The following is an 18,678-nucleotide window of genomic DNA, read 5'->3' as shown; positions in this document are numbered from 1 at the left end:
CGATGTCCGGTTCGTCGCGCCGAAGGATGCCGTCGGTGGTCACCGCCGCGCTCGTCGCAGCGGCGCTCGCGGCCGCCGTGCCCGCCGTCTCAGGCGCCTTCGCCGCAGCCGACGGCTCCCCGTCCGTGGACGGCGCACCGGACCCGTCGCGCTCGGTCGCGCTGGCCTACGAATTCCTCGACGCGCGCGTGGATCAGTTCTGCGACGGCGCCGGCCGCTGCCTGCCGCGCAGCTACGAGGGCGGATTCTTCACGACGCCGAGCTGGGACTTCACGCCGTCGTTCGTGTACGACGACGCACTGGTGATCATGGCGTACACCGCCCGAGGTCTGCCGGACGACATCCGACGTGCGCGGACGATCGGTGACGCGCTCCTCTTCGTGCAGGAGAACGACCCGATCGGCGACGGCCGCACCCGCGCGTCGTACGAGCCGCACGGCATCCGGCAGGGACGGGTGGAGATCACCGGGCCCGGCACGTTCACCGGGAATCAGGCCTGGGTCGGGATGGCGTTCACGCGGCTCGCGCACACGACCGGGGATCCGCGGTACCTCGAGGGGGCACTGCGTGTCGGTCGGTGGATCCAGGACCACACGGCAGATATGGCCCGCGCGCCCTCCGGCTACACCGGCGGCCAGCTCGAGGATGGAACGTCGCTGACCTGGAAGTCCACGGAGCACAACAGCGACGTGGCGGGATTCTTCACTCAACTGGCGCAGCTCACAGGCGATTCGGTGTGGTCCGATCGCGCAGCCGTTGCCGCGGGTTTCGTCGCGGCGATGCAGAGCGCGGACGGCCACGTGAACACCGGCACCGGCCTCGACGGCTCGACGATCAACACCCGGCCCATCCCGCTGGACGCGCAGACGTGGAGCTCACTCGCCACCGGCGACCCACGGTACGGGACAGCGCTGGATTGGACACTCGAGAACCTGATCGCGACGGACGGCCCCTATACCGGTCCGTCGATCAGCGAGGTCGACGTGTCGAAGGCGTGGTTCGAAGGCAGCGGGCACCTGGCGCTGGCCCTCCGGCTGCGCGACGGCTCGGAGGATGCCGCGACGGCGGAGATGCTGCTGGACAGCATCCGCCTGGCGCAGCGCGACGCGCCGAACGGCGACGGCAAGGGGATCGTCGCGACCTCGAACGACGGTCTCGATTCAGGCTTCGGCGACCTCTACTACGCGAGCCTGCACACCGGCGCGACGGCGTGGTACCTGCTCGCGTCAGCGGAGGACAACCCGTTCGTGCTGCCGGTCGACCCGGCCTCTTGAGGACGAGCCGGCCCTGTGCGTGCAGACGCAAGGGGCCGGTTCGAACCGAAGGGGGTGGGTCGGGTCGGGCTGTCGGGCGACGCGGGCGAAGTGGTTACGCGGCGACGCGGGCGACGGCGGCGATCGCGCTCGTGAAGAAGTCGAGTCCGTCGACACCGCTGCGCATGGCGGCCGCGGTGTCGGGGCCGAAGCCGGCTTCGGTGGCGTGCTCGGGGTGCGGCATGAGGCCGACCACGTTGCCCGCTTCGTTCGTGACACCGGCGATGTCGCGGAGCGAACCGTTCGGGTTCACGCCGGCATAGCGGAAGGCCACGAGGCCCTCGCCCTCGATGCGGTCGAGGGTCTGCTCGTCGGCGATGTAGCCGCCGTCGGCGTTCTTCAGCGGGATGACGATCTCCTGGCCGCTGCGGAACGCGTTCGTCCAGGCGGTGTCGGAGTTCTCGACCGTGAGGCGCTGGTCGCGGCGCACGAAGTGCTGGTGGTTGTTGCGGATCAGTCCGCCGGGCAGCAGGTGCGCCTCGACGAGCATCTGGAAGCCGTTGCAGATGCCGAGCACGGGCATGCCCTTGGCGGCGGCATCCTTCACCTCGGACATGATCGGCGAGAGCGCGGCGATCGCGCCGGCGCGCAGGTAGTCGCCGTAGCTGAAGCCGCCGGGGAGGACGAGCGCGTCGACGCCCTCGAGATCGTGCGAGCCGTGCCACAGGGCGACGGGCTCGGCGCCGGCGATGCGGACGGCGCGCTGTGCGTCGCGGTCGTCGAGCGAGCCGGGGAAGGTGACGACGCCGATGCGGATGGTCACTCCGCGACCTCGATGCCGACGACGTCTTCGATCACGGAGTTGGAGAGCACCTCGTCGGCGATGCGGCGGGCCTCGGCGAGCACCTCGTCGGTGACCTCGCCCTCGACCGTGAGCTCGAAGCGCTTGCCGATGCGGACGTCGGTGAAGCCCTCGACGCCGAGGCGGGCGAAGGCGCCGGAGACGGCCTTGCCCTGCGGGTCGAGCAGTTCGGGCTTGGGCATGACGTCGACGACGATGGTGGGCATGACGGCTCCAAGAGTCGCGGGCGGACGGGCGCACCCAGTCTACCGTCCTCGGGCGAGCCGCTTACGCGGAGTGGAAGACGGTGTGCAGGTCGCCGACGGCTTCGCGACCGCCGAGGCCGTCGATCTCGAACAGCACCGAGATGCCGATGACGTGGCTGCCGAGACGCTCGACGAGTTCGCGCCCGGCAGCGAGCGTGCCGCCCGTGGCCAGCACGTCGTCGATGAGCAGCACGCGGGAGCCGGTGGGCAGGTCGTCGTGCATCTCGATCGTCGCGGTGCCGTACTCGAGGGCGTAGTCGACGGATGCCGCGGGCCGGGGCAGCTTTCCGGCCTTGCGGATCGGGATGAGGCCGACGCCGGCGGCGATCGCGGCGGCGCTGGCGAGGATGAAGCCGCGCGCCTCGATGCCCGCGATCACGTCGAACTGGCCGGCGAAGGGCTCGATGATCGCCTCGGTCGTGACCCGCAGTGCCTCGGCATCGGCGAGGAGCGGCGTGATGTCGCGGAAGATGATGCCCGGCTGCGGGTAGTCCGGCACGTTGCGGATCAGGGTTTCGGCACGGACGAGGGCAGGAGACAGGGCGGCTTCGGGCACCGGACAAGGTTACGCCGCTCGACCTGGCCTTGACGATTCGCCGACAAGGGGACGATCGGCCGAGGGTTTCCCGGCATCCCCTCGGTGAATCGTCCCTACCTCGGCGGATCGTCGGCAACCAGACCGGCTTGACACCGTGGGAGCGCTCCCATAGAGTGACTGCTCAGTTCGTGGGAGCGCTCCCACGACGTCCCGAAAGCAGCAACACCGCACGACCCCCACCACACAAAGGAGTGAACCGTGAACACACGTGCCCGCCACCGGATCCTCGCGATCGCCGCCGTGGCATCCGTCTCCGCCCTCGCCCTCGCCGGCTGTGCCGGTAACGCCGGCGGTGCCGACGAAGGCAGCGCCGACGAAGAGGTGACGCTCACCGTCACCACGTTCGGCACCTTCGGCTACGACGACCTCTACAAGGAGTATGAGAAGGCGCACCCGAACGTGAAGATCGAGGCGACCAACATCGACACCGGCGGCAATGCCCGCACCGATGCCTTCACCAAGATCGCCGCCGGCTCCGGCCTCAGCGACGTCGTCGCGATCGAGGAGGGCTGGCTCGGCGCCGTCATGGACGTGTCCGACACCTTCGTCGACCTGCGCGACTACGGCATCGAAGACCGCAAGGCCGACTGGGTCGACTGGAAGTACGGACAGGCGACGGATGCCGAAGGCCGCGTCATCGGCTACGGCACCGACATCGGCCCGAGCGGCATCTGCTACAACGGCGCCGCGTTCGAGGCAGCCGGCCTCCCCAGCGACCGCGAGTCCGTCGCCGAGCTGCTGAACGGCGACTGGGAGAACTACTTCCAGGTCGGCGCCGACTACACGGCCAAGACCGGGAAGGCCTGGTACGACCACTCCGGCTTCGTCTGGAACGCCATGGTCAACCAGCTCGACGAGGGCTACTACACCACCGACGGCGAGCTGAACGTCGAGGACAACGCCGAGCTCAAGGAGCGCTTCGAGCTGCTGGGTGCGGCGACCGAGGGCGGCCAGTCGGCTGCCCAGACGGCGTGGGACTGGAACGGCGGCAAGTCGTTCGTCGACGGCACCTTCGCGACCTTCGTGTGCCCGGGCTGGATGCTCGGTGTCGTGCAGGGTCAGGTCGAGGCCGGCGGCGGAGACGCCTCCACCGGCTGGGACTTCGCCGACGTGTTCCCCGGCGGCGCAGCCAACTGGGGTGGCGCGTTCCTGTCGATCCCGGAGTCCTCGCAGCACAAGGAGGCGGCCGCCGAGCTCGCCGACTGGCTGACGCAGCCCGAGCAGCAGGTCAAGCAGTCCGCCGCCGCGGGCAACTTCCCCTCCACGATCAAGGCGCAGGAGACGCTGGCCGCCGACGCGACGCCGAACGAGTTCTTCAACGATGCTCCGACCGGTGCGATCCTCGCGGAGCGTGCCAAGGGCGTCGTCGCCCAGTTCAAGGGCGCCGACGACTCGGTCATCCAGGAGAACGTGTTCGGCCCGGCCCTCAGCAGCCTCGACCGCGGCGAGACCGACACGCAGGGTTCCTGGGGCCAGGCGATCAAGCTCCTGAACGAGCTCGTCGACTGACACCGGTCGACCTCACCCTCCCGTCGCAGTCTCCGTCGGTATCGCACGTGCGTTCCGACGGAGACTGCGACGGGAATCCTCGGAACCCCGGGACAAGGACCCCTCCATGACTCTCACCGCCCCGCCCGCGGAGCAGCAGGCCGCGGCATCCGCCCACAAGACGGATGCTCCGCCGAAGCGCTCCTGGCGCCACCGCGTCTCGCGGTTCGACCAGAACGCCTCCCCGTACTTCTACATCTCGCCGTTCTTCCTGCTGTTCGGGCTGGTCGGCCTGTTCCCGCTGCTCTACACGGTGTGGGTCGCCGTGCACGAATGGGACCTGCTCAAGGGCGAGGGCGACTTCGTCGGCGTCGGCAACTTCGTCGAGATCCTCGGCGACGCCATGTTCTGGAACTCCATCGGCAACACCCTGAGCATCTTCCTGCTCTCCGCGATCCCGCAGCTGTCCGTCGCGCTCGTGATCGCCTATCTCCTCGACCGGGGGCTCCGCGCCCCGACCTTCTGGCGGATGAGCGTGCTGATCCCGTTCGTCGTCACCCCTGTCGCGGTCGCCATCATCTTCTCGAGCATCTTCAACGAGGCCGACGGCCTGGCCAACAACCTGCTCAACCTCATCGGCATCGCCGACCAGGAGTGGAAGCACAACACCGCCCTGTCGCACATCGCGATCGCCGTCATGGTGAACTTCCGCTGGACCGGGTACAACGCCCTGATCCTCCTCGCCGCCATGCAGGCCGTGCCGCGCGATCTCTACGAGTCGGCCGCCCTCGACGGGGCAGGCGCCGCCCGTCGGTTCTTCTCGATCACGATCCCGACGATCCGTCCGACCCTGATCTTCGTGATCATCACCGCGACGATCGGCGGCCTGCAGATCTTCGCCGAGCCGCGCCTGTTCGACGTCTCGACGGCCGGCGGCATCGGCGGCAGCGATCGACAGTTCCAGACAACGGTGCTGTTCCTGTGGGAGCTCGCGTTCTTCCGCCGCGACCTCGGTGAGGCCTCCGCGGTCGCCATCCTGCTGTTCCTGCTGATCGTCGGGATCGGCGTGATCAACTTCCTGATCTCCCGGCGCATCTCCACCGGCGACGGGCCGAAGAACCGTGCCGCCCGCCGGCGCGCCCGCACCGCCGACAGGACGGCCGCCACCGCCGCCGCGGGAACGACGATCGCCACCACCACCGAGGAGAACGCGCGATGACCGCCACCCAGGCACTCAGCGTGCCCGAGAAGATCCGCCGTCGGCGCAGCGCAGCGGGAGGCACCGCTGGCATCGGCAGCCGCCCGGGCTTCCTCACCTACGGGCTCCTCGCGGCCTTCATCATCGGCAGCGTGTATCCGCTGTGGTGGTCGGTCGTGGTCGCCAGCGGCACGAACGCCACCCGCGGAGAGACGCTGCCGCTGATCCCCGGGGGCAACTTCTTCGCCAACGCGGCCAAGGTGTTCGACGCCATCCCGTTCTGGCTCGCCCTCGGCAACTCATTCCTGATCTCGGGCATCATCACGATCTCGGTCGTCACGTTCTCCACCCTCGCGGGCTACGCGTTCGCGAAGCTGAAGTTCAAGGGACGCGACGGACTGATGGTCTTCGTGATCGCGACGATGGCGATCCCGACGCAGCTGGGCATCATCCCCCTGTTCATGCTGATGCGCGAGCTCGGCTGGACCGGCTCGATCGGCGCGGTGATCGTGCCGACCCTCGTCACCGCATTCGGGGTGTTCTTCATGCGGCAGTACCTCGTCGACGTCATCCCCGACGAGCTGATCGAGGCGGCGCGCATGGACGGCGCGAACCAGTTCCGCACGTTCCTGACCGTCGGGCTGCCCGCGGCTCGACCGGCCATGGCCATCCTCGGACTCTTCACCTTCATGACGGCGTGGACCGACTACCTGTGGCCGCTGATCGTGCTCTCCCCGCAGAACCCCACGCTGCAGACGGCGCTCAGCCAGCTGCAGTCGGGCTACTACATCGACTACTCGATCGTGCTCGCCGGTGCGGTGCTCGCGACCCTTCCGCTGCTCGTGCTCTTCGTGGTCGCGGGTCGGCAGCTGGTCAGTGGCATCATGGCGGGCGCGGTGAAAGGATGACCCCTATGACCCCCTCCTTCCCCGAGAACTTCCTCTTCGGCGCCGCAACGGCGGCGTACCAGATCGAGGGGGCGGCGTTCGAGGACGGACGCACGGCATCCATCTGGGATACGTTCGCCCGCGTTCCCGGTGCCGTGATCGGCGGCGACAACGGCGACGTGGCCTGCGACCACTATCACCGGTACCGCGACGACGTCGCCCTGATGACCGAGCTCGGCCTGCAGACGTACCGTTTCTCGACGTCGTGGTCGCGGGTGCGACCGGACGGCGGCGCCGTGAACCCGGCGGGCGTGGACTTCTACGAGCGCCTGGTCGACGAGCTGCTCGCCGCCGACATCCTGCCCTGGCTGACGCTGTACCACTGGGACATGCCGCAGGCGCTGCAGGATGCCGGTGGCTGGACGAACCGCGACACGGTCGACCGGTTCCTCGAGTACGCCGGCACCATGCACGACGCGCTCGGCGACCGGGTCAACGTGTGGACGACGCTCAACGAGCCGTGGTGCTCCTCCTTCCTCTCCTACACCGGTGGTGAGCACGCGCCGGGGCACACCAGCGTCGCCGAGGGGCTGCTCGCCTCGCACCACCTGCTGCTCGCGCACGGCAGGACGGTGCAGGAGCTGCGCGGCCGCGACGCCTCGCTGAACCTCGGCATCACCCTGAACCACACGGTCGCCGACCCCGCCGACCCGCAGAACCCGGCCGACGTCGATGCCGCCCGCCGCGTGGACGGGCAGTTCAACCGCTGGTTCCTCGACCCGATCTATCGCGGCAGCTACCCGGCCGACATCGTCGAGGACATCCGCGCGGTGGATGCCGACGCCGTCGCACAGTTCGAGGCCGCGGTCCACGACGGCGACCTCGAGACCATCTCCCAGCACATCGACACGCAGGGCGTGAACTACTACCACGGCGACTTCCTGTCGGGCACGGCTCCGGCCCAGGCGCCGGTGTCCGGAGGGCCCGCCACCGAGCGCCCCGTCCGCAGCCCCTACCCGTCCAGCGACGGCATCCACTCGGTCGAGCGCGGGCTGCCGCGCACGGCGCAGAACTGGGAAGTGCAGCCCGAGGGCCTCACCCGGGTGCTGCAGCGGGTCTGGAGCGAATACGCCGAGCCCGCGGGAACCGTGCTGTACATGACCGAGAACGGTGCCGCCTATGACGACGTCGTGGTGGTCGAGGACGGCGAGACGCGCGTGCACGACGCCGATCGCACGGAGTTCCTGCGCCTGCACCTCGGTGCGGTGCTCGATGCCGCGGAGTCGGGCGTCGACGTGCGGGGCTACTTCTACTGGTCGATGTTCGACAACTACGAATGGGCCTGGGGCTACGACAAGCGCTTCGGCATCGTGCGCGTCGACTACGACACCCAGGAGCGGAGCCTCAAGGACTCCGCCCGCGAGTACGCCCGCATCATCGCGGCTCGGTCGCTGTAGCCCCCGTCCGTCTCTCGAATCGCGGGAATGGTCCCATCCGGGGCCGGGATGGGACCACTTGCGCGATTCGACGCGGGACGTCAGTGAGAATAGGGCGATGGAAGAGTGCGTACGTTGATGTCGCCACGAGCGACCATCGAAGAGGTGGCCGCGGCCGCCGGTGTCTCCCGGTCGACCGTGTCGCGGGTCGTGAACGGGTCGACGGCGGTGAGCCCGGAGGCGCTCGCCGCGGTTCGTGCCGCGATCGATGAGTTGAACTACGTTCCCAACCGTGCGGCGCGCTCGCTCGCCTCGCGGCAGACGCACGCGATCGCCCTGATCGTCCCCGAAGACACGAACCGCTTCTTCGGCGACCCGTTCTTCGCCGCGATCGTCGCCGGCATCACGGGTGCGCTCGGCGGTTCCGACTACCTGCTCAACCTGCTCATCGCGAGTGACGACCCGGGCGACAAGATGACCGGCTTCGTGCGCAACGGCGGCGTCGACGGCGCGCTGATCGTGTCGCATCACACCAGCGACGCGTTCATCGACCGGGTCGCGGATGCCGTGCCGGTGGTCTACGGCGGTCGGCCGGTGCGTCGGCTCGAGGGCGACTACGTGGTCGACGTCGACAACGTCGCGGGCGCCCGCGCGGCGACCCGTCGGCTGATCGACATCGGGCGCACACGCATCGCGACGATCTCGGGCCCGCTGACGATGGTCTCCTCCGGCGACCGCATCCAGGGCTTCCGTGCGGCGCTGGCGGATGCCGGGCTGACGCCGTTCGCCGAGGAGGAGGGCGACTACAGCGAGGCCAGCGGTGCGGATGCCGTGCGGCGCATCCTCGCCGCCGGTCGACCCGATGCGATCTTCGTGGCCAGCGACCTGATGGCGCGGGGTGCGCTGACCGCGCTGCGTGCCACCGGTGTGCGCGTCCCGGAGGACATCGCCCTCGTCGGCTTCGACGATTCCTCGGTCGCGCTCACGACCGATCCGCAGCTCACGACGATGCGGCAGCCGATGTACGCGCAGGGTGAGACCATGGCCCGCGTGCTGCTGTCGCGTCTCGCGGGGGAGGATCCGCCGCAGACCACCATCCTGCCTACCGAGCTCGTGGTCCGCGCCTCGGCCTGAGTCGGTCTTCGCCGGTGCGACTCGGCCCGGGCGTCTCATCCGGAGCCGGGAGGAAACACGGGCGCGCCCCTGACGCCCCCTCCTGGCCAGGGACGCACCCGTGCGTCTTTGCAGCACAACTTCGGAGATCGGCGGCGAACCGCCGGTGGAAGGCACGGATGCCGCGGCGTGTCGCCCCGGATCTCCGAAGTTGTGCTCGGCTGATCTGGTCAGCCGAAGATCGCATCCATTCATAGGTTGAACGGACGTTCAGTGAGTAATCTATACGGCAGGGGGCGCATTCGGGAAAACGGACCGGCTGAACTCAGGAGGTGGATGCCGCGTGGCACGCTCCGACGAGCAGAACCGACTGGCCCGTCAGCGCGCCAGGGAGAACATCCTGGAGGCCGCGATCGAGGTCTTCAGCGAACGCGGCGTCACCGGCGCGAGCATCGCCGCGATCACGAAGCGGGCGGGCGTCGCGCAGGGCCTGGTCAACTACCACTTCGGCGGCAAGGAGCAGCTCGTCGCGGCCGTCATCGACCGATGGTTCGAGACGGTGCTCAGCTTCGCGCGCGTGGAAGGCACCCCGGACGAGATGCTCGCGGCCGTGATCGACGGAGCCCTCACGGCCACCGCCTACGCGATCCCGCTGCAGCGGGCGGTGCTGGCGATGCAGCAGCAGCCCGCCACACATCGACTGTTCGCCGAATCGGAAGCTCGCCATGAAGCGCGCGCCACTGCGGCGGAGGATGCCGTGCGCCAGCTGTTCCGCGCCCGCGGCGCCGAAGACCCCGCCTTGGAAGAGGTCATGCTTCGCAGCACGCTCGAGGGCGTCTTCGTGAAGTTCGCCGTGTTCGGCGATACCTATCCGCTCGAGGACGCCCGGCGTTGGGTGCATCGCCGGTACGGACTGCCCGAGCCGACGACACCCATCGCGCCGCCGGTTCCGCTCCGGGACGGCGAACCACGCCCGCGCGCGACGGCCGCGCTGGGTTCGGGGCGGCAGGCGTGATCGCATGACGTCGATCGACCTGAACTCGGACCTCGGCGAGAACGTCGCCGACCGGATCGTCAGCGACGACGCGAGCATGCTGTGCCTGGTCACGAGCGCGAACGTGTCGTGCGGATTCCACGCGGGCAGCCCGGAGGGGATCCGCAAGACGCTCGCCTCCGCCGTCGAGGGCGGTGTCGTGATCGGTGCGCACCCCGGCTACCGCGACTACGAGAACTTCGGCCGCACCAGGGTGGACATCGACTCGGCCACGCTCCAGGCGCATGTCGAGTATCAGCTCGGGGCCCTCATGGCGCTCGCCGCCGCGGTCGGTGGCACGGTCACCTACGTCAAGCCGCACGGGGCGCTCTACAACACCATCGCCCGCGACGAGCGGCAGTCGAAGGACGTGATCGCGGCGATCCGCGCGATCGACCCGAGCCTGGTGCTGCTCGGGCTCGCCGGGGGTGTCGTGCTCGATGTCGCCGAGCGGGCCGGGCTGGCGGTCGCCGCTGAGGCCTTCGCAGACCGGGCCTATCAACCCGACGGGCAGCTCGTGCCGCGCACCGAGGCGGGGGCGGTGCTGCACGACCCCGCCGTGGTGGCGGAGCGCATGGTGCGCCTCGCGGCCGACGGCGTGATCCGGGCGATCGACGGCTCCGACGTGCCGGTGACGGCGCAGTCGATCTGCGTGCACGGCGACAGTCCCGGCTCGGTGGCGATGGCGGCCCGGACCAAGCGGATGCTGCAGGACGCGGGCATCACGATCGCCCCGTTCGCGGGCACCCGATGACACAGCCGGCGCAGGTCGGCTGATGCGCATCCTCACGGCATCCGATCACGCACTGCTCGTCGAGGCGGACGACCTCGACGAGGCGATGCGGCTGAACCGGGCGTGGGAGGGCGTGCCCGGGATCGTCGAGCGCATCCCCGGTGCCCGCACCGTGCTCGTGCGCTTCGACCCGCTGCGGGTATCGGCCGCCGATCTCGCGCAGACGTTGGCGGCGACCCGAGTCGATGCCGCATCCCTCCCGGGCACCGGGGAGGTCGTGATCCCCGTGAGCTACGACGGTGAGGACCTCGACGAGGCGGCATCGCTGCTCGGTGTCCCGGCGGAGGAGCTCGTGAACCGGCATCTCGCCGCGGACTGGCGGGTCGCTTTCGCCGGGTTCGCCCCCGGCTTCGGCTACCTGGTGAGCGACGATCCGCTCTTCGACGTGCCGCGCCGCTCGTCTCCGCGCACACGTGTGCCTGCCGGGTCGGTGGCACTCGCCGGGGCGTTCACGGGTGTCTATCCGCGCGAGAGCCCCGGTGGGTGGCAGCTGATCGGCCGCACGGATGCCGTGATGTGGGACATCGACCGCGACCCGCCGGCGCTCCTGTCTCCGGGGACGGCGGTGCGGTTCGAGCGGGTGCGGGCGGATGCTCCTGTGGCCGCGGCTCAGCCGGGTGCGGCTCAGCCGGACCGAAACGGAGATGATCCGGCGGACGCCCGGCGCGCCGTCGAGCGACTCGCCGACGCGGAAGCGGATGGTCCGGGATTCGGCGCGGCATCCGCGGGCGCGGCATCCGCGGTCGAGGTCATCCGGCCGTCGCTGCAGCTCCTGGTGCAGGATGTCGGGCGTCCGGGTTACGCGGCGCTCGGGGTCTCGGCATCCGGAGTCGCCGACCGGCGCGCGATGCGGGATGCGAACCGCGCCGTGGGGAACGCCCCCACGGCTGCCGTGCTCGAGAGTGTCGGCGGAGCGGTTCTCCGGTTCCACGGGGCCGGCGTCGCGGTGGTCACCGGGGCTATCGGCGCGCTCACCCTGAGCGGAGCCGAGGGGTTCGTCCGTCCGGTCCTGCACGGAGAGCCCTTCGCCACGACCGACGGCGACGAGCTGACCCTCGGCCATCCGGACCGCGGTCTGCGGTACGTCATCGGGGTTCGCGGCGGAGTCGATGCGCCGCCCGCGCTGGGCAGTCGCGCGGCCGACACCCTCGCGGAACTCGGCCCGGAGCCGCTCACCGCCGGTGCGGCGATCGCGATCGGCGATGCCGCCCCGAACCTGGTCGAGCCCGGGGCCGTGCCCCGCGACCTCCCGGCCTCCGGCGACCTCGTCGAGCTCGACATCACGCTCGGCCCTCGTGACGACTGGTTCACGACCCGTGCCCTCGAGGTGCTCACGACCCAGGAGTGGACGGTCACGCCGCGCTCCGACCGGGTCGGCATCCGCCTCCATGGCGAGGTGCCGCTGGAGCGTTCCGTCGACGGCGAGCTGCCCAGCGAGGGTGCGGTCACCGGTGCGATCCAGGTGCCGCCCGACGGGCAGCCGGTGCTCTTCCTCGCCGACCACCCGCTCACCGGCGGATACCCGATCGTCGGCGCCCTGACCGACCGCAGCCTCGACCTCGCCGGTCAGCTGCCGCCGGGCGTGCGCCTTCGATTCGCTCTCCGGGTGCCGTCCGACGGCTGAGTCCCGCCGTCGGACGGTTCACAACTCCGCAGACAACTGCACCGATCCGAAGTGATACCGCCGTACAGAGCCGTGCGGGCCGGTTTCTGAGGAGTTGTGACGGCGACGGGTGTGGCACCCGACGCTGCGGGACGGCTCAGGCGGGGTCGCCGCCGAGCGGGCCGACCGCCTCGAGCGGCTTCGGGTCGTCGGCGCCGGTCTTGCGCAGGCGGGCGATCAGGTTGCCCAGGTGGTAGATGAGGATCGCCGCGACCGTGGCGATGACGATGCCGCCGAGCTCGAAGCCGGATGCCTCGTCCTTGATCATGAAGCCGCCGACCGCCATGATCAGCGCCACGGCTGCCGTGTACTGGTTGACCGGGCGCGAGAAGTCGACGCGGTTGTCGACCCAGATCTTGATGCCGATGACGCCGATGAGGCCGTACAGCGCAGTGGTCACGCCGCCGAGCACACCGGCCGGCACGGAGTTGATGACCTCGCCGAACTTGGGCGAGAGGCTGAGCAGGATCGCGGCGGCTCCAGCGACCCAGTAGGCGGCCGTCGAGTACACGCGGGTGGAAGCCATCACGCCGATGTTCTCGCCGTAGGTCGTGGTGCCCGAACCGCCGAAGAAGCCGGCCAGGGTGGTCGAGACGCCGTCGGCGATCAGCGCCTTTCCGGTCTGCTGGTTCACGCTCGCGTCGCCGGTCATGGTCGCGACGCCGCGCACGTGTCCGACGTTCTCGGCGATCAGCACGAGCACGACCGGGAGGAACATCGCGAGTGCCGTGAGGGTCCCGGGCTCGGTGAAGTTCGGGAAGTGGAAGGTGGGAAGGCCGACCCAGTCGGCCTTCTCCACGGCCGAGAAGTCCAGTTCGCCGCGGAACGCCGCGAAGATGTATCCCGCGATCACGCCGAGGAAGATCGAGATGCGTCCGAGGAAGCCGCGGAACACGACGGCGAAGAGGATCGTGATGGCGAGCGTGAACGTCGCGGTCACGGGGGCTGCGGCGTAGTTGTTGTGCGCGGCGCCCGCGAGGTTGAATCCGATGAGGGCGACGATCGTCCCTGCGAGGACCGGAGGCAGGAAGCGGTCGACCCACTTCACGCCGACTGTGTGCACCACGACGCCGATGATGGCGAGCAGCACACCGACCGCGACGATGCCGGCCAGGGCGGTGCCCATGTTCGCGGAGGCGGTGGCGGCGGTGACCGGTGCGATGAACGCGAACGACGAGCCCAGGTAACTGGGCAGCTTGTTGCGCGTGACGAGGAGGAACAGGATCGTGCCCACGCCGCTGAACAGCAGGGTCGTGGCGACCGGGAAGCCGGTGATGATCGGCACCAGGAAGGTCGCGCCGAACATCGCGACGACGTGCTGGAGTCCGATCGCGATCGTGGCGGGCCAGTTCAGGCGCTCGTCGGGACGGACGACGGCGCCGGGCTCGACCGTGCGGCCGTTTCCGTGCAGCTTCCACAGGGCCATGCGGGCTCCTCAGGGTTCGGGGGATGGCGGGAGTGCTGGAGCAACACTATCGATTCCTGAGTTTTCCCTGAGCGCTTCTACCATGGTAGACGCGACGGTAGAATGGTAGACATGAGCCTCAACATCAAGAACGAGACGACGCACGAGCTCGTGCGCCGACTCGCGGCGTTGACCGGTCAGAGTCAGACGAGTGCGGTGGAGGATGCGGTGCGGCGGCGTCTCGCCGAGCTGGAGGAGACGCGTGAGGCGGAGATAGAGCGCAAGCGTGCGGCGATCGCCGCTGTGGTGGAGGAAGCGCGGAAGCTACCGGTCATCGGGCCGAGCTTTGAGGAGATCATGGACGAGATGTATGACGAGATGGGCCTTCCTCGATGATCCTCGACTCATCCGTGATCGTCGCGATCCTGACGAGTGAACCCGACGGAGTTCTGTTCCAGCGCCTGTTGGCGGAGGAGGCGGATCCGGTGATCTCGGCGGCGACGCTGCTCGAGTCGCATATCGTGATGCGCCGGCGGCTGGGTGAGCCCGGCGTGGAGAAGGTGGACCGGCTCCTCCGTGAAGGAGGCGTCGGCGTGATCCCGGTCGATGAAACGCAGGCCAGGAGTGCAAGTCGTGGGCATGCTGCGTACGGGCGGGGTTCCGGGAGCCCAGCTCGCCTGAACTACGGCGACTGCTTCTCCTACGCGCTCGCGATCAGTCGCGACGAACCGCTGCTCTTCAAGGGCGACGACTTCATCCACACCGACGTGCGTCGGGTGGAGCTCGCCTGACGACTCAGGCGCCGAGGCGGTCGATCAGTTCGCGGTAGCGGTCGGCGGTGCGCTCGACCACGTCGTCGGGGAGTGCGGGCGGCTCCCCCTGCTTGTCCCAGTTCGCGGCCATCCAGTCGCGCACGATCTGCTTGTCGAAGCTCGCCATGCGTGCGCTCGGGGTGCTGCCGGTGCGCCAGGCCTCGGCATCCCAGTACCGCGAGGAGTCGCTGGTGAGCACCTCGTCGGCCAGGCGCAGGGTGCCTTCGGCATCCGTCCCGAACTCGAACTTGGTGTCGGCGAGGATCAGACCCTTCTCCTCGGCGATCGCGGCGGCGCGGGCGTAGATCGCGAGCGAGGTGTCGCGCAGCTCGGCCGCGCGCTCGGCGCCGACCAGCTCGACGGTGCGCTCGAAAGTGATGTTCTCGTCGTGCTCGCCCATCGGCGCCTTGTAGGCCGGCGTGAACAGGGGCTCCGGCAGACGGTCGCCGTTCTGCAGGCCCGCGGGCAGCGGGATGCCGCACACGGTGCCGTTCTCCTGGTACTCGGCCCAGCCGGAACCGGTGATGTATCCGCGCACCACGCATTCGATCGGCAGCATCTCGAGTGACTGCGCGAGCATGGCGTGATCGGCCACCTCGTCGGGCAGCTCGCCCTCGGCGATGTGATTGGGGAAGTCGGAGAGCTGTGCGAACCACCAGCGGCTCAGCCGCGTCAAGAGCGCGCCCTTGCCGGTGATGCCGGGGGAGAGCACGAAGTCGAAGGCGCTCACGCGGTCGGAGGCCACGACCAGGATGCGCGTGTCCGCCGGATCCTCCGAGGCGTACAGGTCGCGGACCTTGCCCGAGTAGATGTGCCGCCAGCCGGGGATGCTCTGTGCCGTGCCTTCTGAAGGAGTGCTCACCCGCCCATTATCCCGGTTCCGTCCGACCGCGAACGCCGTCGGTCGTGGGTCGCGCCGCCCGGTGTCGGAGCGGTTGTCTAGCGTTGAGGGGTGACTGCTGACATCTTCACCGACCGGCTCCGCCTTTCGCGGTCGACCCCGTCCGACCTCGATGCGGTCTTCGCGATCCAGAACGATCCGCGGGTGTGGACGCACTTTCCGAGTCTTCGACACACCGACCCCGCGACGACCCTCGAGATGATGGAGCGCTGGGAGCGCAGCTGGGAGCTGGCGGGACTCGGATCCTGGGTCGCGCGTCTGCGTGACACGGGGGAGGTCATCGGAAACGGTGGGTGCACGCTGCTCCGCGATGAGGTGTGGAACGTCGGCTACCGGATCGCCGCCGACCATCACGGACACGGGTACGCGACCGAGCTGGCACGCGCCGGCATCGAGCAGGCGCGCATCATCGCACCCGCTCGCCCCGTGATCGCCTATCTCGTGGAGCACAACCGGGCGTCGGCGCACGTCGCGGAGAAGCTGGGCCTCGAGCTCGTGCATCGGGCACCGGATGTCGGCAACCCCGATCCCGCGGTGATGCGGCTCGTGTACGCGGATCGACCGCTCACCCCGATGCAGCTCGCGGCTGCCCTCGGCTGATCGGCTGACCGATCGGCCGGCTGACCACCGACCGACCGGCCGCTCGGGGTTCGGTCTTGTCGCTGTCCGCCGCGGGGCGTATAGTCCACATGGACTATTTGAGGGGCGATATGAAGAAGGATGCCGTCGATCGGCTCACCCCGATGGGGGTGATGGTGCTCGCGCTGCTGCGCGAGGGCGACATGCACCCGTACGAGATGGTGCGTCTGATGCGCGCCAGGCACGACGACCGACTGCTCACGATCACCAACGGGACGCTGTACCACACGGTCTCCCGGCTCCACCGCGCCGGGCTGATCGATGAGCTCGGCATCGATCGCGACGGCAACCGTCCGGAGCGCACGACCTACGCCCTGACGGATGCCGGGCGCGATGCGGTCGTCGCGTGGGTGCAGCGCGAGCTGCCGCGCATCGATCGCCCGGCCGACTTCCGCGTCGCGCTCGCCGAGGCGCACAATCTCGAGCGTCCGGAGGTCCTGGATCTCCTGCGTGCGAGGCGTGCGGCGCTCGTCGAGGACCACGCCAGACACCTCGACGGCCTCGCGAAGGCCCGGCAGAAGAACGTGCCCGAACAGGTGCTCGTCGAGATCGAACGGCAGGAGGCCCTGCTGGACGCAGAGCTCCGCTGGCTCGACTCCCTCCTCGACCGCCTCGAGGCTCAAGTCCTGCCGTGGGGTCCCACGGCATTCCCGAACTCAGACCGCTACCGCGCTCAGCGAAAGGCTGCACAGCAATGACAGACACTCCTCGCGACGGAGACCGCCCACCGGTGTCCGCGCCCGCCACGTCCGGTCCTTCGACCGGCACCTACTCCGTCGGGCACAAGCCCATGAGCCCCTGGCCCGCCCTCTGGGCCCTGGTCATCGGCTTCTTCATGATCCTCGTCGACACCACGATCGTGTCGGTCGCGAACCCGGCCATCAAGGCCGCGCTCGACCCCGACACGAACAACCTCGACAACGTCGTGTGGGTCACGAGCGCCTACCTGCTCGCCTACGCGGTGCCCCTGCTGATCACCGGACGCCTCGGCGACCGCTTCGGCCCGAAGAACATCTACCTGATCGGCCTCGCGATCTTCACGCTCGCCTCGCTGTGGTGCGGACTGTCGAACTCGCTCGAGGGACTGATCGTCGCCCGCGCGGTGCAGGGTCTCGGAGCGGCGTTCATGACCCCGCAGACCATGGCCGTGATCACCCGGACCTTCCCGCCCGAGCGCCGCGGCGCCGCCATGGGTCTCTGGGGTGCGACGGCCGGTGTCGCCACGCTCGTCGGTCCGCTCGTGGGCGGCCTGCTCGTCGACGGCTTCGGCTGGGAGTGGATCTTCTTCGTGAACATCCCGGTCGGCATCGTCGCGTTCGTGCTCGCCTGGCGTCTGGTCCCGAAGCTCGCCACCCACCCGCACCGCTTCGACATCGTGGGCGTCGTGCTCAGCGCCGTGGCACTGTTCCTGATCGTCTTCGGACTGCAGGAGGGCGAGAAGTACGACTGGGGCGTGATCTGGGGTCCCATCTCGGTGTGGGCACTGATCATCACGGGCCTCGTCGTGCTCGGGCTGTTCATCGTGCAGCAGGCCAAGACCCGCAGCGAGCCGCTGGTTCCGCTCGAGCTGTTCCGCGACCGCAACTTCTCCGGAGCGAACGTCGCCATCGCCGCGGTCGGCTTCACGGTGACGAGCATGTCGCTGCCGATGATGTTCTTCCTGCAGTCGGCGCGTGGGCTCACCCCGACCGAGGCGGCGCTGCTGATGATCCCGATGGCCGTGCTCTCGGGTGTGCTCGCTCCGGTCGCCGGCAAGATCCTCGACCGCGTGGATCCGCGCATCATCCTGATCCCCGGTCTGCTCTGTGTCGCCGGCGCGCTCGTCTGGTACTCGGCGCTGATCAACATGGACACCCCGATCTTGATGTTCCTGCTGCCCTCGGCTCTTATGGGCATCGGCAACGCCGGCATGTGGGGCCCTCTCGCCACCACCGCGACGCGCAAGCTCCCGCCGCGCCAGGCGGGTGCCGGTGCCGGCATCTACAACACCACCAGGACGATCGGCTCGGTCATCGGCTCGGCATCCATCGCCGCGTTCATGCAGTCCCGCCTCGAGGCGAACCTGCCCGGTCTCGCCGATGCGCCGGCCGGTATCTCGACCGGGGGAACGCTGCCTCCGCAGGTGGCCGACGGTTTCGCGGCGGGCATGTCGCAGGCTATCCTGCTGCCGGCCTGCGTCATGGTGATCGCGCTCATCGCCTCGCTGTTCCTCGGTCGCTACGACAAGGCGGATGCCGCGGCTCCGTCGACCGCGCAGTCGGAGTAGTCGAGCACTCTCCCTCCACGACCGGGTCCGAGCGGTGCGACTTCCGCACCTCCCGGACCCGATTGCTGTCCGGCTCCGGATTGCTT

19 protein-coding genes are annotated in these 18,678 nt (G+C 69.4%); 14 read left to right on the top strand and 5 right to left on the bottom strand.

Going from position 1 to position 18,678, the window contains the following annotated elements; translation table 11 throughout:
* Window positions 1–26: 26 nt before the first annotated feature.
* The gene (locus AC6CHX_RS18030; RefSeq protein ID WP_498274127.1) at window positions 27–1,274 is read left to right on the top strand and encodes a hypothetical protein; all 1,248 of its coding nucleotides are present in this window, start codon (window positions 27–29) and stop codon (window positions 1,272–1,274) included.
* Between the two features lie 94 nt (window positions 1,275–1,368).
* Here the strand turns inward: AC6CHX_RS18030 and purQ are convergent, their stop codons facing one another.
* The 3 genes from purQ to AC6CHX_RS18015 form a co-directional block, all read right to left on the bottom strand.
* Window positions 1,369–2,076, bottom strand: coding sequence for a phosphoribosylformylglycinamidine synthase subunit PurQ (gene purQ, locus AC6CHX_RS18025; protein ID WP_376102675.1), 708 nt, complete (start codon window positions 2,074–2,076; stop codon window positions 1,369–1,371).
* Complete coding sequence (gene purS, locus AC6CHX_RS18020) at window positions 2,073–2,321, bottom strand: phosphoribosylformylglycinamidine synthase subunit PurS (RefSeq protein ID WP_017204254.1); 249 nt, start codon at window positions 2,319–2,321, stop codon at window positions 2,073–2,075. Before purS ends, purQ begins: the two co-directional genes overlap by 4 nt.
* A gap of 61 nt (window positions 2,322–2,382) precedes the next feature.
* Window positions 2,383–2,916: an adenine phosphoribosyltransferase gene (locus AC6CHX_RS18015; RefSeq protein ID WP_498273931.1), complete on the bottom strand. Its 534-nt coding sequence runs from the start codon at window positions 2,914–2,916 to the stop codon at window positions 2,383–2,385.
* A gap of 240 nt (window positions 2,917–3,156) precedes the next feature.
* Between AC6CHX_RS18015 and AC6CHX_RS18010 the strand changes: the two genes are divergently transcribed.
* The 8 genes from AC6CHX_RS18010 (at window position 3,157) to AC6CHX_RS17975 (ending at window position 12,530) form a co-directional block, all read left to right on the top strand.
* Window positions 3,157–4,467, top strand: coding sequence for an ABC transporter substrate-binding protein (locus tag AC6CHX_RS18010; protein WP_498273930.1), 1,311 nt, complete (start codon window positions 3,157–3,159; stop codon window positions 4,465–4,467).
* Window positions 4,468–4,573: 106 nt separating this feature from the next.
* Window positions 4,574–5,665, top strand: coding sequence for a carbohydrate ABC transporter permease (locus tag AC6CHX_RS18005; protein ID WP_498273929.1), 1,092 nt, complete (start codon window positions 4,574–4,576; stop codon window positions 5,663–5,665).
* Window positions 5,662–6,552, top strand: a complete 891-nt coding sequence (locus tag AC6CHX_RS18000) for a carbohydrate ABC transporter permease (protein WP_136040799.1) — start codon at window positions 5,662–5,664, stop codon at window positions 6,550–6,552. The genes AC6CHX_RS18005 and AC6CHX_RS18000 overlap by 4 nt, the downstream gene beginning before the upstream one ends.
* Window positions 6,553–6,557: 5 nt before the next feature.
* Entirely contained in the window at window positions 6,558–7,988 is a 1,431-nt protein-coding gene (locus AC6CHX_RS17995; protein WP_498273928.1) for a GH1 family beta-glucosidase, read from the top strand.
* Window positions 7,989–8,105: 117 nt separating this feature from the next.
* A complete protein-coding gene (locus AC6CHX_RS17990) occupies window positions 8,106–9,101 on the top strand; it encodes a LacI family DNA-binding transcriptional regulator (RefSeq protein WP_136040829.1) in 996 nt (331 codons plus the stop codon).
* A gap of 322 nt (window positions 9,102–9,423) precedes the next feature.
* A complete protein-coding gene (locus tag AC6CHX_RS17985) occupies window positions 9,424–10,095 on the top strand; it encodes a TetR/AcrR family transcriptional regulator (RefSeq protein WP_240744977.1) in 672 nt (223 codons plus the stop codon).
* A 4-nt stretch (window positions 10,096–10,099) separates the two neighbouring features.
* The gene (locus AC6CHX_RS17980; RefSeq protein ID WP_498273927.1) at window positions 10,100–10,867 is read left to right on the top strand and encodes a LamB/YcsF family protein; all 768 of its coding nucleotides are present in this window, start codon (window positions 10,100–10,102) and stop codon (window positions 10,865–10,867) included.
* 22 nt (window positions 10,868–10,889) lie between these two features.
* Complete coding sequence (locus AC6CHX_RS17975; RefSeq protein WP_498273926.1) at window positions 10,890–12,530, top strand: 5-oxoprolinase subunit B/C family protein; 1,641 nt, start codon at window positions 10,890–10,892, stop codon at window positions 12,528–12,530.
* A gap of 136 nt (window positions 12,531–12,666) precedes the next feature.
* Here AC6CHX_RS17975 and AC6CHX_RS17970 read toward each other — a convergent pair whose 3' ends face one another.
* A complete protein-coding gene (locus AC6CHX_RS17970; protein WP_136040803.1) occupies window positions 12,667–13,995 on the bottom strand; it encodes a uracil-xanthine permease family protein in 1,329 nt (442 codons plus the stop codon).
* A 111-nt stretch (window positions 13,996–14,106) separates the two neighbouring features.
* On the opposite strand from AC6CHX_RS17970, the gene AC6CHX_RS17965 reads away from it, so the two are divergent.
* Both AC6CHX_RS17965 and AC6CHX_RS17960 read left to right on the top strand, forming a co-directional pair.
* On the top strand, window positions 14,107–14,370 hold the full coding sequence (locus AC6CHX_RS17965) for a type II toxin-antitoxin system VapB family antitoxin (protein ID WP_498273925.1): 264 nt from the start codon (window positions 14,107–14,109) through the stop codon (window positions 14,368–14,370).
* Entirely contained in the window at window positions 14,367–14,765 is a 399-nt protein-coding gene (locus AC6CHX_RS17960; protein ID WP_136040805.1) for a type II toxin-antitoxin system VapC family toxin, read from the top strand. Before AC6CHX_RS17965 ends, AC6CHX_RS17960 begins: the two co-directional genes overlap by 4 nt.
* A gap of 4 nt (window positions 14,766–14,769) precedes the next feature.
* Here AC6CHX_RS17960 and AC6CHX_RS17955 read toward each other — a convergent pair whose 3' ends face one another.
* Window positions 14,770–15,648, bottom strand: coding sequence for a phosphoribosylaminoimidazolesuccinocarboxamide synthase (locus tag AC6CHX_RS17955; protein WP_136040806.1), 879 nt, complete (start codon window positions 15,646–15,648; stop codon window positions 14,770–14,772).
* A 90-nt stretch (window positions 15,649–15,738) separates the two neighbouring features.
* Between AC6CHX_RS17955 and AC6CHX_RS17950 the strand changes: the two genes are divergently transcribed.
* The 3 genes from AC6CHX_RS17950 (at window position 15,739) to AC6CHX_RS17940 (ending at window position 18,592) form a co-directional block, all read left to right on the top strand.
* Entirely contained in the window at window positions 15,739–16,287 is a 549-nt protein-coding gene (locus tag AC6CHX_RS17950; RefSeq protein ID WP_498273924.1) for a GNAT family N-acetyltransferase, read from the top strand.
* A 110-nt stretch (window positions 16,288–16,397) separates the two neighbouring features.
* Entirely contained in the window at window positions 16,398–17,024 is a 627-nt protein-coding gene (locus AC6CHX_RS17945; RefSeq protein ID WP_136040808.1) for a PadR family transcriptional regulator, read from the top strand.
* 92 nt (window positions 17,025–17,116) lie between these two features.
* The gene (locus AC6CHX_RS17940) at window positions 17,117–18,592 is read left to right on the top strand and encodes a DHA2 family efflux MFS transporter permease subunit (RefSeq protein WP_498274125.1); all 1,476 of its coding nucleotides are present in this window, start codon (window positions 17,117–17,119) and stop codon (window positions 18,590–18,592) included.
* Window positions 18,593–18,678: the final 86 nt, after the last annotated feature.

It is taken from the genome of Microbacterium sp. GQ128, from assembly GCF_059758615.1.
The sequence above is the reverse complement of the archived record's forward strand: the minus strand, read 5'-3'. Positions and strand labels throughout refer to the sequence as shown.

Bases quoted from the DNA above. Each gene is read 5' to 3' on its own strand.
- AC6CHX_RS18000 (WP_136040799.1), top strand. From the start codon at position 5,662: ATGACCGCCACCCAGGCACTCAGCGTGCCCGAGAAGATCCGCCGTCGG.
- AC6CHX_RS17995 (WP_498273928.1), top strand. From the start codon at position 6,558: ATGACCCCCTCCTTCCCCGAGAACTTCCTCTTCGGCGCCGCAACGGCG.
- AC6CHX_RS17960 (WP_136040805.1), top strand. From the start codon at position 14,367: ATGATCCTCGACTCATCCGTGATCGTCGCGATCCTGACGAGTGAACCC.
- AC6CHX_RS17980 (WP_498273927.1), top strand. From the start codon at position 10,100: ATGACGTCGATCGACCTGAACTCGGACCTCGGCGAGAACGTCGCCGAC.
- AC6CHX_RS18030 (WP_498274127.1), top strand. From the start codon at position 27: ATGCCGTCGGTGGTCACCGCCGCGCTCGTCGCAGCGGCGCTCGCGGCC.
- AC6CHX_RS17965 (WP_498273925.1), top strand. From the start codon at position 14,107: ATGAGCCTCAACATCAAGAACGAGACGACGCACGAGCTCGTGCGCCGA.
- AC6CHX_RS17975 (WP_498273926.1), top strand. From the start codon at position 10,890: ATGCGCATCCTCACGGCATCCGATCACGCACTGCTCGTCGAGGCGGAC.
- AC6CHX_RS18005 (WP_498273929.1), top strand. From the start codon at position 4,574: ATGACTCTCACCGCCCCGCCCGCGGAGCAGCAGGCCGCGGCATCCGCC.
- AC6CHX_RS17945 (WP_136040808.1), top strand. From the start codon at position 16,398: ATGAAGAAGGATGCCGTCGATCGGCTCACCCCGATGGGGGTGATGGTG.
- AC6CHX_RS17970 (WP_136040803.1), bottom strand. From the start codon at position 13,995: ATGGCCCTGTGGAAGCTGCACGGAAACGGCCGCACGGTCGAGCCCGGC.
- purS (WP_017204254.1), bottom strand. From the start codon at position 2,321: ATGCCCACCATCGTCGTCGACGTCATGCCCAAGCCCGAACTGCTCGAC.
- AC6CHX_RS17940 (WP_498274125.1), top strand. From the start codon at position 17,117: ATGAGCCCCTGGCCCGCCCTCTGGGCCCTGGTCATCGGCTTCTTCATG.
- AC6CHX_RS17990 (WP_136040829.1), top strand. From the start codon at position 8,106: ATGTCGCCACGAGCGACCATCGAAGAGGTGGCCGCGGCCGCCGGTGTC.